Source organism: Massilia sp. Soil_C_3, from assembly GCF_057657035.1.
Window position 1 is genome coordinate 74,194 of record NZ_JBDGJG010000001.1, and the last position, 14,182, is coordinate 88,375.

Below are 14,182 nucleotides of genomic sequence, written 5' to 3' on the forward strand. Positions count from 1 at the left end.
CGATTCTTTAGCGATTTCGTGAGGCGGACTTACTCGATGACCTTCGGCACCAGGTACAGGCCATCCTGCGCCTTCGGCGCCGGCGCCTGGTAGTCCTCGCGGCGGTTCTCTTCGGTCACCGCATCGTCGCGCAGGCGCAGGGGCAGGGCCAGGATTGCCGACAGCGGCTGGGCCAGCGGCGCCACACCGGTGGTATCGACCGCCTGCATCTGCTCGGCCAGGGCGAAGATGCCGTTCAGCTCGGCCAGCGCGGTCTCGGCATGGGCGTCGTCCATGTCGAGCTGGGCCAGATTGGCGATGCGTTTTACGTCGGAAAGGGTCAGGGACATGGCTATATGGCACGCCATCAGCGCGCAAAAAGTGATTCGGCGAATAATGAATGTTAGCAAGTTGTCAGCGAACGGCATCTTAAAGGCGATAAAACCCTGCAAACACCGTCCAAATCGCTTGCAATTCGGTGGGGAAAACCACCTGTATTCAGCATGTAAACGACAAATTATAAGGTAGAATGGCGGGCTAATGCGTTGTCGTGCCGAAAGCCCGGCGCCCGCGCATGCGAAGTCCGCGGTGCCCATTGCTTGGCAGGTGCGGCACAGAATCCCCGATCAATGTTTAGGCGCACATTGATGCGCATCAGGACACCCATGTTTGGTTTTTTACGCAGCTACTTCTCGAATGACCTGGCGATCGACCTCGGCACCGCCAACACGCTGATCTACGTCCGCGGTCTGGGCATCGTCCTGGACGAGCCGTCGGTGGTCGCGATCCGCCAGGAAGGTGGCCCGAACGGCAAGAAGACCATCCAGGCAGTCGGCAAGGAAGCCAAGCAGATGCTCGGCAAGGTACCCGGCAATATCGAAGCGATCCGCCCGATGAAGGATGGCGTGATCGCCGACTTCACCGTCACCGAACAGATGCTCAAGCAGTTCATCCGCATGGTGCACGACTCGAAATTCTTCCGTCCGTCGCCGCGCATCATCATCTGCGTGCCTTGCGGCTCGACCCAGGTCGAGCGCCGCGCGATCCGCGAATCGGCGCTCGGCGCCGGCGCCTCGCAGGTGTACCTGATCGAAGAGCCGATGGCGGCCGCGATCGGCGCCGGCCTGCCAGTCTCGGAAGCGACCGGCTCGATGGTGGTCGACATCGGCGGCGGCACCACCGAAGTGGGCATCATCTCGCTGGGCGGCATGGTCTATAAAGGCTCGGTGCGCGTGGGCGGCGACAAGTTCGACGAAGCCATCGTCAACTACATCCGCCGCAACTACGGCATGCTGATCGGCGAACAGACCGCCGAAGCGATCAAGAAGGCGATCGGCTCGGCGTTCCCGGGCTCCGAAGTCAAGGAAATGGAAGTCAAGGGCCGCAACCTGTCCGAAGGCATCCCGCGCTCGTTCACCATCTCGAGCAACGAGATACTGGAAGCCCTTACCGATCCGCTGAACCAGATCGTGTCGGCCGTGAAGAACGCGCTGGAACAGGCGCCGCCGGAACTGGGCGCCGACATCGCCGAAAAAGGCATGATGCTGACCGGCGGCGGCGCGCTGCTGCGCGACCTCGACCGCCTCTTGATGGAAGAAACCGGCCTGCCGGTGCTGGCCGCCGAAGATCCGCTTACCTGCGTGGTGCGCGGCTCGGGCATGGCGCTCGAGCGCATGGACAAGCTTGGTTCGATCTTCTCGTACGAATAAGACGCACGTGATCAACCGGGGCGGGCAGGGCGTGCGGTCACAAGCTGCGCGCATCTGCCCGCCTTGGTATTGATCGCCCGCGTTACCACCAACGGACGTCATGGAATACAGTCCTCCGCCGCTGTTCAAACAAGGCGCCCCAGCACGAGTCAAAGCGATGGTCTGCGCACTGATCGCCATCGTATTGCTGTTCGTCGACGCCCGCATGGGATTGCTGTCCGGCGTGCGCCAGGTCGCGGCCACCGTGCTCTATCCGATGCAGATGGCGGCCCTGATGCCACGCGAGGCGCTGGCCAATATGGGCGATTATTTCTCGTCGCTGTCGACCTTGCAGAAGGAAGTGCAGGCCCTCAAGCACCAGGAGCTGGCGCGCGCCCAGTTGCTGCAGCAAGCCCAGTTCCAGATGGCCGAGAACGCGCATCTGCGACGCCTGATGGAAGGCAAGCAGCAGTTGCCGGTGCAGTCGCAGATGGCCGAGATCCTGTACGACGCGCGCGACCCGTCCACCCGCCGCATCGTGATCAACCGCGGTTCGCGCGACGACGTGTCGCTCGGCCTGCCGGTGATCGACCACGCCGGCGTGGTCGGCCAGGTCACCCGCGTGTTCCCGTTCACTTCCGAAGTCACGCTGCTGACCGACAAGGACCAGGCCATTCCGGTGCAGGTGCTGCGCAGCGGCTTGCGCAGCATCGTCTATGGCCGCGGAAATACGGGCCTGCTCGACCTGCGCTTCGTGGCCCAGGATGCCGACATCCAGGTGGGCGACGTGCTGGTGACCTCGGGCCTGGACGGGATGTACCCGGCCGGCCTGGCAGTGGCGCGCGTGACCCAGGTCGAAAAGGCCGCCGGCTCGTTCGGCCGCGTGGTCGGCCAGCCGCTGGCCGGCATCGACCGCAATCGCCAGGTGCTGGTGATTATGTCGCATAATGCCTTGCCGCCGCGCCCGGCGCCCGAGGCGCCGCAGGCGGTCAGCCGGCGTAATATGCCGAAGATGGCGCCGGTGCCGCAGCTGCCGTTGCCGGCCACGCCGCTGCCGGCGGCCGGCGTGCCCGCCGCCGCCCCGGCCCCCACCAACGGCGCGCCGACGCCGGCCAACCGGCCTGCGACGACTGCCCCGGCCATGCCGCCCGCGGCCCAGGCCCAGGGCCGGACCCAGCCCCAGCCCACGCCACGTCCGGCGACCCCTGCCGCCACGCCACCTGCAACGACCGCGACCGCGCCTGCGCCGGCCGCCCGAACGGAGTAAGCCGCCATGCCCGGTCGCCGTCCGCATTACATCCTGCTGCCCGTCAGCCCGCTGTTCATCGCCTTCAGCCTGGTGTGCGCCTTCATGCTCAACCTGATGCCCTGGGGCCGCTGGGTTGGGGCGCCCGACTTCGTCGCGCTGGTGCTGGTGTTCTGGGGCATCCACCAGCCGCGCAAGGTCGGCATCGGCGTCGCCTTCTGCATGGGCCTGTTGATGGACGTGCACGACGCCAGCCTGCTGGGCGAGAACGCGCTTGCCTACACGGTGCTGTCCTACCTGGCCATCATGATCCACCGCCGCGTGCTGTGGTTCCCGCTGCTGACCCAGGCCATGCACGTGTTCCCGCTGCTGTTGCTGGCGCAGGCCATCCAGCTGGTCGTGCACATGGCGGTCTCCGGCCGTTTCCCCGGGCTGCTGCCGTTCGTCGAGAGCGTGGTGGCGGTGGTCCTGTGGCCGGTGATCACCTGGCTGCTGCTGGCGCCGCAGCGGCGCGCCGTCGACCGCGACCATACCCGCCCGATCTGAGGTTTTTTCGAGAATGACCGAGTTCAAGGACAGCGACCGCGAGATCCACCAGTTCCGGATGCGCCTCACGGCGCTGGTGGCGCTCGTCTTCATCTGCTTCGGCCTCTTGGTCGCGCGCGTGGTCTGGCTGCAGGTGCTGCACCATGACCAGTACGCGGCGCAGGCCGAGGACAACCGCATCGCGCTGGTGCCGATCGTGCCCAATCGGGGCCTGATCGTGGACCGCAACGGTGTGGTCTTGGCGCGCAACTATTCCGCCTACACACTCGAGATCACGCCGTCGAAGCTGCAGGCTGACATGGAATCGGTGATCGACGAGCTGGCCAAGCTGGTGGCGATCGATGCGCGCGACCGGCGCCGCTTCAAGCGCCTGCGCGAAGAGTCGCGCAGCTTCGCCAGCGTGCCGCTGCGCACCCGCCTGACCGACGACGAAGTGGCGCGCTTCACCGCCCAGCGCTTCCGCTTTCCCGGCGTCGAGGTGCAGGCGCGCCTGTTCCGCCAGTATCCGATGGGCGAGGTGGCCTCGCACGTGATCGGCTACATCGGCCGCATCAACGCCAAGGAAGCCGCCACGATCGAGGACGGCGACGACGCCGCCAACTACAACGGCACCGACCATATCGGCAAGGAAGGCGTCGAGAAGCGCTACGAGCGCCAGCTGCACGGTGTCACGGGCTACGAGCAGGTGGAACGCTCGGCCGGCGGCCGCGCGATCCGCACGCTCAAGCGCACGGCGCCGGTCCCGGGCAGCAACCTGATCCTGTCGATCGACATCGAGCTGCAGAAGATCGCCGAGGAAGCCTTCGGCGACCATCGCGGCGCGCTGGTGGCGATCGAGCCCTCGACCGGCGACGTGCTGGCCTACGTTTCGCGGCCCGGCTTCGATCCGAACCTGTTCGTCGACGGCATCGACTACCAGAGCTGGAACGAGTTGAACACCTCGCTCGACCGGCCGCTGATGAACCGTCCGCTGTCGGGCACCTATCCGCCCGGTTCGACCTTCAAGCCCTTCATGTCGCTGGCGGCGCTCGAGATGGGCTACCGTCGTCCGCACGACGCGATCCGCGACCCCGGTTTCTTCATGCTGGGCGGGCACCGCTTCAACGACGACAAGCCGGGCGGCCACGGCATCGTCAATATGTACCACTCGATCGCCCACTCCTGCGACACCTATTACTACCAGCTGGGCAACGAGATGGGGATCGATAACATCTCCAAATTCATGCGCGAATTCGGCTTCGGCCAGCCGACCGGGATCGACCTCGATCATGAAAAAGTCGGCGTGCTGCCGTCGAAGGAATGGAAGGCCGAGCGCTTCAAGCGCAACCGCGCGGCGCAGAAATGGGTGGGCGGCGATACCATCTCGATCTCGATCGGGCAGGGCTTCAACCACTACACCATGCTGCAGCTGGCGCATGCGACCGCGATCCTGGCCAATGACGGCGTGGTGATGAAGCCGCACCTGGTCAAGATGATCGAGGACGGCATCACCCGCGAGCGCACCCTGACGGTGCCCAAGGAAACCCGGCGCCTGTCGATGAAGCAGGAGCACCTCGACTTCATCAAGGATGCGATGGCCGGCGTGATGCGCGAAGGCACCGGGCAACGCGCCTTCTCCACCGCCACGTATACCTCGGCCGGCAAGACCGGCACCGCGCAGGTGATCGGCCTGCGCGGCAAGAAGTACGATGCCAATGCGATCGACGAACGCCATCGCGACAATGCGCTGTTTACCGCCTTCGCGCCGGTCGAGCAGCCGCGCATCGCGCTGGCGATGGTGGTCGAGAATGCCGGCTTCGGCGGTGTCGTGGCGGCGCCGATCGCGCGCAAGGTCCTCGACTACGCGATCCTCGGCAAGCGTCCGGCGCCGCCGCCGGAACCGAAGGAAGGCGCTCGTCCCGTCACCGTCAAGAAGGTGGCGCCTGCCCCTGTGCCGGCCCCGGCCCCGGTTGTCGCCGCCGCGGCCCCCGCCACCGCTACCGCCACCCGAATCGAATAAACCATGGCCCATATTCCAGAACGGCGCTCGCTGCGCCGCCGCCTGCGCCCGTACTTCATGGTGTTCGACCTGCCGCTGACCCTGATCCTGGCCATGCTGGTGACGATCAGCATGGTCACCATGATGTCGGCCGGCGCCGATTTCCCCGACCGGGTCGAGCACCAGATCCGCAACTTCCTGCTGTCGTTCGCGGTGATGTGGGTGGCCGCGAACATCGCGCCGCAAAACCTGATGCGGCTGGCGGTGCCGGTCTACGCGATCGGCGTGGCCCTGCTGGTCGCGGTCGCGATGTTCGGCCTGATCAAGAAGGGCGCGCAGCGCTGGCTGCACATCGGCGTCATCGACATCCAGCCGTCCGAGATCATGAAGATCGGCCTGCCGCTGATGCTGGCCTGGTACTTCCAGACCCGGGCCCAGGTCGCCGGCTGGCGGCATTACATCGTGGCCGCCGTGATCCTGATGATCCCGGTCGCCCTCATCATGGAGCAGCCCGACCTCGGCACCTCGCTGCTGGTCGCGTCGTCCGGCCTGTATGTGATCTTCCTGGCCGGCCTGTCGTGGAAGGCGATCGCCGCGGTGACGGTGAGCGTCCTGGCCTTCCTGCCGATCGGCTGGTCGATGATGCACGACTATCAGCGCCAGCGGGTGATGACCCTGATCGATCCGACCTCCGACCCGCTGGGCAAGGGCTTCCACATCATCCAGTCGATCATTGCGATCGGCTCGGGCGGCATGGCCGGCAAGGGCTATATGCAGGGCACCCAGGGCTACCTGGAGTTCGTGCCGGAACGCACAACCGACTTCGTGTTCTCGGTGTATTCCGAGGAATTTGGCCTGATCGGCAACCTGTTCCTGCTGTTCGTCTACCTGCTCCTGATCGGGCGCGGCTTGATGATCGCGGCCAATGCGCCGAACACCTTCGGCCGCTTGCTGGCCGGCTCGATCGCGATGATTTTCTTTACTTATGCCTTCGTCAATATGGGCATGGTCTCAGGGATATTGCCTGTCGTGGGGGTGCCGCTACCCTTCATGAGTTATGGCGGTACGGCCTTTATCACGCTCGGCCTTGGCGCCGGCATATTGATGAGTATTCAAAGACATCGTAAACTGGTGCAGACTTAGACTCTGATAAAGGACAGCCAATGGGCGTTCGTACAAGCTTCCTGGCGGTCATACCGGTTGCCATCCTGGTATCGGCATGCAGCAGCACGGGAGAGCACAAGCGGCTCAATCCTTTCCCCTGGCCACATAAACCAAGCGCCAAGCACGGCAAGGCGCCCCAGCTGCCAGCCGCCAAGTCGGGCCGCGGCGGCTATTACAAGGACGACGGCCCGGGCGACAACATCCCCGACGGCCTGCTCGACGTGCCCGACGCCGTGGTCAAGGCCGAGCCCTTCAACAAGTGGACCAGCCGTCCCTACACGGTGCTGGGCAAGACCTATACGCCGTTGGGCAACGACGTGCCGTATAGCGCACGTGGCGTCAGCACCTGGTATGGCGTCAAGTTCCACGGCCAGCGCACGGCTTCCGGCGAACTGTACGATATGTACAAGATGACGGCGGCGCATCCGACCCTGCCGATTCCATCCTATGTGCGCGTGACCAGCCTCGATACCGGCAATTCGGTGGTGGTGCGCATCAACGACCGCGGTCCCTTCCACGCCAGCCGCATCATCGACGTCTCGTATACGGCGGCGCTCAAGCTCGGCCTGCTGGGCAAGGGCAGCCACGAAGTCGAGATCGAGCGCCTGTTCCCGGGCGATCCGATCATTCCGCCGGCGCAGATCGCGGCCGCGCGCCGCGAAGTCGTGTCGATCGCGCAGTCGGCGCCGCCCGAGATCGAGGCCCTGATGCTGGAAGACCGGATCCATTCCGACAGCGCGGCGCTGGTGCGTCAAGCGGAGCCGGCGGCTTCCGAGGACGCTCCCGCACCTGCGAGCGCCGGCCGCTATTTCATCCAGTTCGGCGCCTATGGCCGGGCCGGCACCGCCGAGGCGATGGGCGAAAAGATCACCAACGCCGGCGTCGGGCTGGGCAAGCTGGAGGTGGTGAAGGTGGGTTCCCTGAACCGCCTGTATGGCGGCCCCTACGCCAGCCGCGCCGAAGCGCTGGAAGCCATGCGCGCGCTGCCGGCCAGCCTCGGCTTCAGGCCGATCGTGGTCCAGCGCTGATCCGGCGGCAACGTACGGCCCGTGGCGAACGGTGACGTCGCCATGAAAAATGGCCGGCGAACCGGCCATTTCTTCGAGCGGAAAAGAACCGCTTATGCTTGGGCGGTATTGCGGCGACGGCGCAGGAAGCCGATCGCGGCCAGGCCGGCGCCTGCCAGCAGGACGCTCGATGGCTCAGGCACTTCGCCCGGCACTTCGACTGGATCTTCGACCTTGGTGTAGTCCAGCACGAGGCTGCTGCCGGTCAGCAGCAGGTCGCCGACGACTTTCAGGCTCAGGCTCAGGTCGCCGTTGTTGAACAGCTGGTTGATCAGGTCCCGGTCATTGATAGTGCCGGTAATCGAGAAGCCGCCGGTGTAATCCTGGGTCACGATGGTGGTTTTGGTCTTCACGTCCGACTTGTAATAATCGCACCAGAACAGGAAGCAGTCCTTGCCGTCGACGACGCGCACGGATTTCGTACCGCCATTTTCGCTCTTCTCGTTGTATTCGGTCGCGCCGCTGCCGAGCACCAGGTCGCCGAACGACAGTTGCGCGGCTTCCTGTTTGCTGGTCTTGGTGATCGTATGGCCGACATCGACCGTGCGCAGGTAGGCACCGAGCGAGTTCGACCATTTATAGTTGCCGGCGTGGTAGCTGGTCTGCTTCGGGTCGCTCGTCTTGAAGGTGCCGCCGTTGTCGAGGAAGGCGAACGAGAACGTCAGGCTGTTCAGTTCATACTTGCCTTCGAGGTTCGATTTGAAGACGGTATCGTAGGTCTTGCTCGACAGGCTGGTGCCAAACGAGCCGTCCAGGTTGATGGTTTCGGCGGAGGCCGAGGTCGAGAATGCGCAGGTGGCGGCGAGCAGTGCGGCGATGATGGTCTGTTTCATGGAGATCCCCTTGGAATTAAATTTTAACAACACACTTTGACATGGAGCAAATTGCGTGCCAGAAACATAAGTGTCTGTTTTAATTACATTTATTTTCTTTGGGAAATTCTTGTGTAAAGAAATTCGACATTTTTGCGGAAGTGGTTGGATGGCGAGTTGCCGAAAAAAAAAGCGCACCACAGGTGCGCTTCCAGGCGAGCGGATTACGACGCCGTCAGTTGCAGTCTCGCAGCCCCGCATTCGGATAATCGTCGGCGATGCCGGCCAGCCTGGCGCGCAGCGGCGGTTCGATCGCCCGGTACTGGTAGCCCGCGCGCATCACCTGCGGCCCGCGCGGCAAGACCTGCACGCCGTGCACGCCCTGGCGCTGCAACTGCGCCACCAGCTTCTGGGCCGCGCTGTCGGTCTTGAACACCCCCAGCGAAATCGCCCAGCGCAGCGGCGAGTCGCCCTGCATGATGTAAAAATTTTCGACACCGCGTTCCTTGAGCTCGGCCGCGCGGCGCTGGGCGCCTTCGCGGCCGCCGTTCGGCGGCAGGTAGACCAGGCGGCTGGTCACTTCCTGGAAGGGGACCTCGACCCGCGACTGGCGCGCCGCGAGGTCCAGGCTCGCGATCCGCGCTTCGAAACGGCGTGCGTCCGCTGCGCTGAAAGGTCCGGCCTGGACGCAGGCAACCAGGTTTGCGGCGACGGCAACCGGCGCCGCCAGCGTTGGGTTTGGCGGCGGCGGGGCAGCCTCAGGCTGCGCGGCCTCGTCGGCCTCTTCCTGCTTGGCTTCGTCCAGCGCGCGCTTGGCCTCGACCGCCGTCAGCTGCGTGATGCGTTCGGGCGCCAGCTGGTTCTTCAGCCGCGCCGGCTCGCGTTCGCCGGCCCCCGGCTGGCCGAGCACACCCTGGCCATAGGCCAGCAGCGCCCCGTTCGCGGCCAGCAGCGCCCAGAATACGAATTTCAGCAAGGCGTTTCCCCTTTCGTCGATGCGGCCGCCGCCTGCAGGCCGACCAGCACGATATTATCGACCACCTGGTGCGCAACCTTGAGCGCCGGCGCGATATGCGGCGCTGCGCCGCCCGAGACGATGCAGGCCGACGCGCGATGCCCGGCCACGGCGCGTTCGATCGCGCCGGCCTGGGCCGACAGCACGCCGGAGAGAATCGCGTCGTTGGTATTGTCGCCGAAGAGCGCAGGCAGGGCGCCTGGCGCCACCTGCGGCAGTTGCGCCGTATTCGCGGCCAGGCTGGACGCCATCAGGGCCAGGCCGGGCAGGATCATGCCGCCCACGAACAAGCCATCCGCCGTGACCGCGTCGACTGTGGTCGCAGTGCCGCAGGTGGCGACGACCAGGTCCTGGCCGGGCGCCAGCGCGCGCGCGCCGATGGCGGCGGCGAAGCGGTCGCAGCCCAACCGGCCCGGCTCGCGGTAGCCGTTGCGCAGGCCGGCGCGTTCAAGGGTGGAGGCGAACCATTCGACCTCGATCTCCGTCGGCAGCAGGGCTGCGATGCGCGCGGCCAGCTGCGGACCGGCTACGTTCGACACCAGTGCCCGCGTGACGCCGGCGGCCATCCATTCGGCCGCCACTTCGTCGAGCTGCGCGTGCAGGACGGCGCCGTGGGAGCGCCACTCACCGAGAGCAGCGGGGGCATCGGCCAGCGCCCACTTGACGCGGGTATTGCCCGCGTCGACCAGCAGCATCATGTCTTCACCCGCAGCGAGACGTCGCCGGCCATGACCGTGATCCGGCCCTCCGCCGTGTCGAGCAGCAGGCGGCCGCTGTCGTCGACGCCGGCGGCGCGGCCCTCGTGCCGCACCGTGCCCTGGTCGAGCAAGACCACGGTTTCTCCCTGCCAGGCGTGGCGCAGGTTCCAGCGCGCGGCGAAGGCCGCGAAGCCGCGCGCGGCGAATTCCGTCAGCGCCGCGGCCAGGCCGTCGAGCAGGGCCGCCATCAGGACGTCGCGCTCCATGCGCGCCAGCCAGGGCATGCCGGCGGCGCTGCGGCCCAGTTGCGCTTCCATCTCGTCCGGCATCAGGAGGTTCAGGCCGATGCCGATCACGGTCCAGGTGCCGCCGCCCGACGCGGACTGGGTCTCGACCAGGATGCCGGCCAGCTTGTCGCCATCCTTGAGCAGGTCGTTCGGCCATTTCAGCTGGACCTGCTGGCCCAGGCCAGAGAGGGTCTCGGCCAGCGCCACGCCGATCGCCAGCGGCAGGCCGGTAAGAAGCTGTGGGCCGCCGTCGAATTTCCAGGCCAACGAAAAGGTCAGCGACCCTTCGGGCGAAGACAGCCAGCTGCGGCCGGCGCGGCCGCGGCCGGCGGTCTGATGTTCGGCCACCAGCAGCAGCGGCGCGGGTAGCGTCGCGGCGCGCGCCAGCAGGTCGGCATTGGTGGAGCCGGTCTGCGCCACGACTTCGACCGCCACGCCGGCCTTCGACAGTGCGCGGATGCCGTCGGCGTTCATGCTTCCCCCTGGCGCTGTTTGGTCGGCGCGCGCGCGAACAGGCGGTCGAACACGAAGTTGGGCAGCAGGTGCAGCAGCTTGGCCACGACGCCCATCTGCCAGGGCAATACGCGGTAGCTGTCGCCGCGCGCGATCACGGCGGCGGCTTGCGCCGCGAAGCGGTCGGCGGGCATCAGGAATGGCATGGGAAAACGGTTCTTGCTGGTCATGGGGGTGTCGATATAACCGGGGGCGATCGTCACCACCCGGATGTTGGTGGCGCGCAGTTCGAGCCGCAGCGCCTCGCAGTAGCTGTGCACTGCGGCCTTGCTGGCGCAGTAGGCGCCGGCGCCGCGCATGCCGCGCACGCCCGCCACGCTGCCGATGCCCACCAGGCGGCAGGGCGTCGCCTGCTGCCGCATGGCGGGGATGAAGGGGGCGAAGGTGGCGACCGTGGCATTCACATTGGTGGCGAACACCGCGTCGAACACGGCCAGGTCGGCCGCGCGGTCGGTGAGCGTGCCGTGCGAGATGCCGGCGCTGGCGATGACGACGTCGGCGCCGCCGTTGACCGCGATGAAGTCATGCGCGGCGGCGGCCAGGCCATCGCGGTCGAGCACGTCGACCGCATAGATGTGATGCCGCTCGGGGTGGGGCAGCGAGGCGGCCAGCGCAAGCAGGTGATCGCGCCGCCGCGCCAGCAGGCCGAGCGTGGCGCCGCGCGCGGCGTATTCGCGCGCCAGGGCGGCGCCGATGCCGCTCGAGGCGCCGGTGATGAAGACGCGCTCCGTCCGCGTCATCGTGGGATCAGCGCTGGTTGCGCACGATGGCGACGTCGATGCCGCTGTCGAGCAGCTTGGCGCGCGCCTTGTTGACGGCTTCGACTTGCGAGTAGGGGCCCACCCGCACCCGGTGCAGCACGCCGCTGTCGGTCGTGCGGTCGCTGATGGCGGCCTCGAAGCCGAGCAGGGCGAGCTTGGCGCGGGTGTTTTCGGCATCGGACATCTCGCGGAAGGCGCCGGCCTGCAGGTAATAGATATAGCCGTCGGTCACGGCCGCGGCGCCGGGGGCGGGAGCGGCGGTGTTGACCGGGGCCGGCGGCGGTGGCGGCGCGCTTGGACGCGGCTCCTGCATGCCGGCGATGGCGGCGCCCAGCGGGTCGGAATCGGGCTGCTGCTGGGGCGCCTTCGGCACGGTCGCCGGCGCGCTCGGCTGGGCCGGCGCCTGGGGCACCGGCACCGGCGCCCGGTTGCCGTACATCGGCTTGTTGGGGTCGGACGCCTGGCTCGGCTCGAGGTCGGCCGGGCGGCCCATCTTGTTGGAGCGGTCGGTGAACGGCGAGGCGCCCTTGGTGATCACGAGCGCGACCGCCACCGCGATACCCAGGCCGATGATCAGGCCGATGATGATGCCGGTCAGGGTGCTGCCGCGTTGGTAGCGTTGGCTAAGCTTCGATACGGTACGGATGTCGGTCATGACGCTTTCTGGTGATGAGACGTTGGGCTTGGTGCTACCTGTGCTTTACATCTTGTCCGGCGCCGAGACGCCGATCAGGGCCAGGCCGTTGCGCAGCACCTGGCGGGTGGCGGCGGCCAGCGCCAGGCGGGCCAGCTTGAGCGACTCGTCGTCGTCCAGCAGCCACTTGTGCGCGAAGTAGTAGCTGTGCAGCTCGCCGGCCAGTTCGCGCAGGTAGAACGCGACCTGGTGCGGACCGAGTTCGGCCTGCGCGCGCTGCAGCATCTCGGGGTAGGCGGCCAGCTTGGCCAGCAATTGCGACTCGTGCGATTCGGTCAGCGGCGCCAGATCCACCTTGGCCAGGCCGGCGACGTCGCCGCCCCAGTTGGCCAGCGCCGAGCAGATGCGCGCGTGGGCGTACTGCACGTAGTAGACCGGATTCTCGTCATTGGTCGCGAGGGCGACGTCGACGTCGAACACGAACTCGGTGTCGGCCTTGCGCGAAATCAGGAAGAAACGCACCGCGTCGCGGCCGCGCGTGACGTCGCCATTGCCCGACCATTCGATCAGGTCGCGCACGGTGACGTAGGAACCGGCGCGCTTGGAGATCTTGACCTCTTCGCCGTTCTTCATCACGGTGACCATCTTGTGCAGCACGTAGTCGGGGTAGCCCTGCGGGATGCCGATGTTCACCGCCTGCAGGCCGGCGCGCACGCGCGCGATGGTGCCGTGGTGGTCGCTGCCCTGGATATTGATCGCCTGGTCGAAGCCGCGGCGGAATTTCTGGATGTGGTAGGCGACGTCGGGCACGAAATAGGTATAGGTGCCGTCGGACTTGCGCATCACGCGGTCCTTGTCGTCGCCGTAGTCGGTGGTCTTGAGCCACAGGGCGCCGCCGTCTTCATACGTCTTGCCGGCATCGACCAGGGCCTGCACCGCCGTCTCGACCTTGCCGTCGGCGTACAGCGACGATTCGAGGTAGTAGTTGTCGAACTTGACGCCGAAGGCTTGCAGGTCCTGGTCCTGCTCGTTGCGCAGGTAGGTAACCGCGAAGCGGCGGATCGATTCGATGTCTTCAACAATGCCGCTGGCGGTGGCCGGTTCGCCGTCGCTGGCCGACACGGTTTTTTTGGCCAGGAAGTCGGCCGCGATGTCGGCGATGTAGTCGCCGTTATAGGCCGACTCGGGCCATTCGGCGTCGCCCGGCTTGAAGCCGCGTGCGCGCGCCTGCACCGAGGTGGCCAGGGTGGCGATCTGGACGCCGGCGTCGTTGTAGTAGAACTCGCGGGTCACGTCGATGCCCTGCGATTCGAACAGCGACGACAGCGCATCGCCCAGCGCGGCCTGGCGGCCGTGGCCGACGTGCAGCGGACCGGTCGGGTTGGCCGAGACGAATTCGATGATCGCATGGTGGCCGCTGGCGGCGCCGGTGCGGCCGAAGGCCTCACCCTGCTCGAGCACGTCGCGCACCACCGCCTGCTTGGCGGCGGCGGCCACGCGCAGGTTGATGAAGCCCGGGCCGGCGATGTCGGCCGATTCGATCAGGCCCTGCGCGCCCGGCTCGGCCTGCAGCGCGGCGACCAGGCGGGTGGCCAGTTCGCGCGGATTGGTCTTGAGCTGCTTGGCCAGCTGCATGGCGATATTGCAGGCGATGTCGCCGTGCGAGGGATCGCGCGGACGCTCCAGCACCACATTGGGGGCCAGGTCGGTGCCGGCGACGATCGGGGCGAGGGCTGCCTGGAACAGGGCAACGATTTGTTGTTTTTGTTGGGCGAGCATGGGAATGGTCGAAAA

14 protein-coding genes are annotated in these 14,182 nt (G+C 66.5%); 6 read left to right on the forward strand and 8 right to left on the reverse strand.

The window, feature by feature from the left end; genetic code table 11:
* Window positions 1–29 precede the first annotated feature (29 nt).
* Window positions 30–329: an Asp-tRNA(Asn)/Glu-tRNA(Gln) amidotransferase subunit GatC gene (gatC, locus tag AC3A6F_RS00290; RefSeq protein ID WP_005667818.1), complete on the reverse strand. Its 300-nt coding sequence runs from the start codon at window positions 327–329 to the stop codon at window positions 30–32.
* Window positions 330–644: 315 nt separating this feature from the next.
* On the opposite strand from gatC, the gene AC3A6F_RS00295 reads away from it, so the two are divergent.
* The 6 genes from AC3A6F_RS00295 (at window position 645) to AC3A6F_RS00320 (ending at window position 7,629) form a co-directional block, all read left to right on the forward strand.
* On the forward strand, window positions 645–1,688 hold the full coding sequence (locus AC3A6F_RS00295; RefSeq protein ID WP_005667820.1) for a rod shape-determining protein: 1,044 nt from the start codon (window positions 645–647) through the stop codon (window positions 1,686–1,688).
* A gap of 100 nt (window positions 1,689–1,788) precedes the next feature.
* Window positions 1,789–2,934, forward strand: a complete 1,146-nt coding sequence (gene mreC, locus AC3A6F_RS00300; RefSeq protein ID WP_487677908.1) for a rod shape-determining protein MreC — start codon at window positions 1,789–1,791, stop codon at window positions 2,932–2,934.
* Window positions 2,935–2,940: 6 nt separating this feature from the next.
* Window positions 2,941–3,459 (forward strand): rod shape-determining protein MreD, encoded by a 519-nt coding sequence (gene mreD / locus AC3A6F_RS00305; protein ID WP_487677910.1) that lies wholly within the window; start codon window positions 2,941–2,943, stop codon window positions 3,457–3,459.
* Window positions 3,460–3,472: 13 nt separating this feature from the next.
* Window positions 3,473–5,458 carry a penicillin-binding protein 2 gene (gene mrdA / locus AC3A6F_RS00310; protein WP_487677911.1) on the forward strand — a complete coding sequence of 662 codons (1,986 nt, stop codon included), beginning with the start codon at window positions 3,473–3,475 and terminating at the stop codon, window positions 5,456–5,458.
* Between the two features lie 3 nt (window positions 5,459–5,461).
* Window positions 5,462–6,580, forward strand: a complete 1,119-nt coding sequence (gene rodA / locus AC3A6F_RS00315; protein ID WP_487677912.1) for a rod shape-determining protein RodA — start codon at window positions 5,462–5,464, stop codon at window positions 6,578–6,580.
* Between the two features lie 20 nt (window positions 6,581–6,600).
* On the forward strand, window positions 6,601–7,629 hold the full coding sequence (locus AC3A6F_RS00320; protein WP_487677914.1) for a septal ring lytic transglycosylase RlpA family protein: 1,029 nt from the start codon (window positions 6,601–6,603) through the stop codon (window positions 7,627–7,629).
* Between the two features lie 92 nt (window positions 7,630–7,721).
* On the opposite strand, the gene AC3A6F_RS00325 is transcribed toward AC3A6F_RS00320, so the two are convergent.
* The 7 genes from AC3A6F_RS00325 to argS form a co-directional block, all read right to left on the reverse strand.
* Complete coding sequence (locus AC3A6F_RS00325) at window positions 7,722–8,501, reverse strand: PEP-CTERM sorting domain-containing protein (protein WP_487677916.1); 780 nt, start codon at window positions 8,499–8,501, stop codon at window positions 7,722–7,724.
* A gap of 214 nt (window positions 8,502–8,715) precedes the next feature.
* Entirely contained in the window at window positions 8,716–9,456 is a 741-nt protein-coding gene (locus AC3A6F_RS00330; RefSeq protein ID WP_487677918.1) for an SPOR domain-containing protein, read from the reverse strand.
* The gene (locus AC3A6F_RS00335) at window positions 9,450–10,193 is read right to left on the reverse strand and encodes a type III pantothenate kinase (RefSeq protein ID WP_487677920.1); all 744 of its coding nucleotides are present in this window, start codon (window positions 10,191–10,193) and stop codon (window positions 9,450–9,452) included. The genes AC3A6F_RS00330 and AC3A6F_RS00335 overlap by 7 nt, the downstream gene beginning before the upstream one ends.
* A complete protein-coding gene (locus tag AC3A6F_RS00340; RefSeq protein ID WP_487677922.1) occupies window positions 10,190–10,954 on the reverse strand; it encodes a biotin--[acetyl-CoA-carboxylase] ligase in 765 nt (254 codons plus the stop codon). The genes AC3A6F_RS00335 and AC3A6F_RS00340 overlap by 4 nt, the downstream gene beginning before the upstream one ends.
* Complete coding sequence (locus AC3A6F_RS00345; protein ID WP_487677924.1) at window positions 10,951–11,733, reverse strand: SDR family oxidoreductase; 783 nt, start codon at window positions 11,731–11,733, stop codon at window positions 10,951–10,953. Before AC3A6F_RS00345 ends, AC3A6F_RS00340 begins: the two co-directional genes overlap by 4 nt.
* 7 nt (window positions 11,734–11,740) lie before the next feature.
* Window positions 11,741–12,409 (reverse strand): SPOR domain-containing protein, encoded by a 669-nt coding sequence (locus AC3A6F_RS00350; protein ID WP_487677926.1) that lies wholly within the window; start codon window positions 12,407–12,409, stop codon window positions 11,741–11,743.
* Between the two features lie 45 nt (window positions 12,410–12,454).
* Window positions 12,455–14,167, reverse strand: a complete 1,713-nt coding sequence (gene argS, locus AC3A6F_RS00355) for an arginine--tRNA ligase (RefSeq protein WP_487677927.1) — start codon at window positions 14,165–14,167, stop codon at window positions 12,455–12,457.
* Between the last annotated feature and the right edge of the window lie 15 nt (window positions 14,168–14,182).

Excerpts from the sequence above, each read along its gene's own strand:
- AC3A6F_RS00325 (WP_487677916.1), bottom strand. The coding sequence starts at position 8,501 with ATGAAACAGACCATCATCGCCGCACTGCTCGCCGCCACCTGCGCATTC.
- AC3A6F_RS00295 (WP_005667820.1), top strand. The coding sequence starts at position 645 with ATGTTTGGTTTTTTACGCAGCTACTTCTCGAATGACCTGGCGATCGAC.
- mrdA (WP_487677911.1), top strand. The coding sequence starts at position 3,473 with ATGACCGAGTTCAAGGACAGCGACCGCGAGATCCACCAGTTCCGGATG.
- argS (WP_487677927.1), bottom strand. The coding sequence starts at position 14,167 with ATGCTCGCCCAACAAAAACAACAAATCGTTGCCCTGTTCCAGGCAGCC.
- gatC (WP_005667818.1), bottom strand. The coding sequence starts at position 329 with ATGTCCCTGACCCTTTCCGACGTAAAACGCATCGCCAATCTGGCCCAG.
- AC3A6F_RS00340 (WP_487677922.1), bottom strand. The coding sequence starts at position 10,954 with ATGAACGCCGACGGCATCCGCGCACTGTCGAAGGCCGGCGTGGCGGTC.
- AC3A6F_RS00335 (WP_487677920.1), bottom strand. The coding sequence starts at position 10,193 with ATGATGCTGCTGGTCGACGCGGGCAATACCCGCGTCAAGTGGGCGCTG.
- AC3A6F_RS00350 (WP_487677926.1), bottom strand. The coding sequence starts at position 12,409 with ATGACCGACATCCGTACCGTATCGAAGCTTAGCCAACGCTACCAACGC.
- mreC (WP_487677908.1), top strand. The coding sequence starts at position 1,789 with ATGGAATACAGTCCTCCGCCGCTGTTCAAACAAGGCGCCCCAGCACGA.
- AC3A6F_RS00345 (WP_487677924.1), bottom strand. The coding sequence starts at position 11,733 with ATGACGCGGACGGAGCGCGTCTTCATCACCGGCGCCTCGAGCGGCATC.
- rodA (WP_487677912.1), top strand. The coding sequence starts at position 5,462 with ATGGCCCATATTCCAGAACGGCGCTCGCTGCGCCGCCGCCTGCGCCCG.
- mreD (WP_487677910.1), top strand. The coding sequence starts at position 2,941 with ATGCCCGGTCGCCGTCCGCATTACATCCTGCTGCCCGTCAGCCCGCTG.
- AC3A6F_RS00320 (WP_487677914.1), top strand. The coding sequence starts at position 6,601 with ATGGGCGTTCGTACAAGCTTCCTGGCGGTCATACCGGTTGCCATCCTG.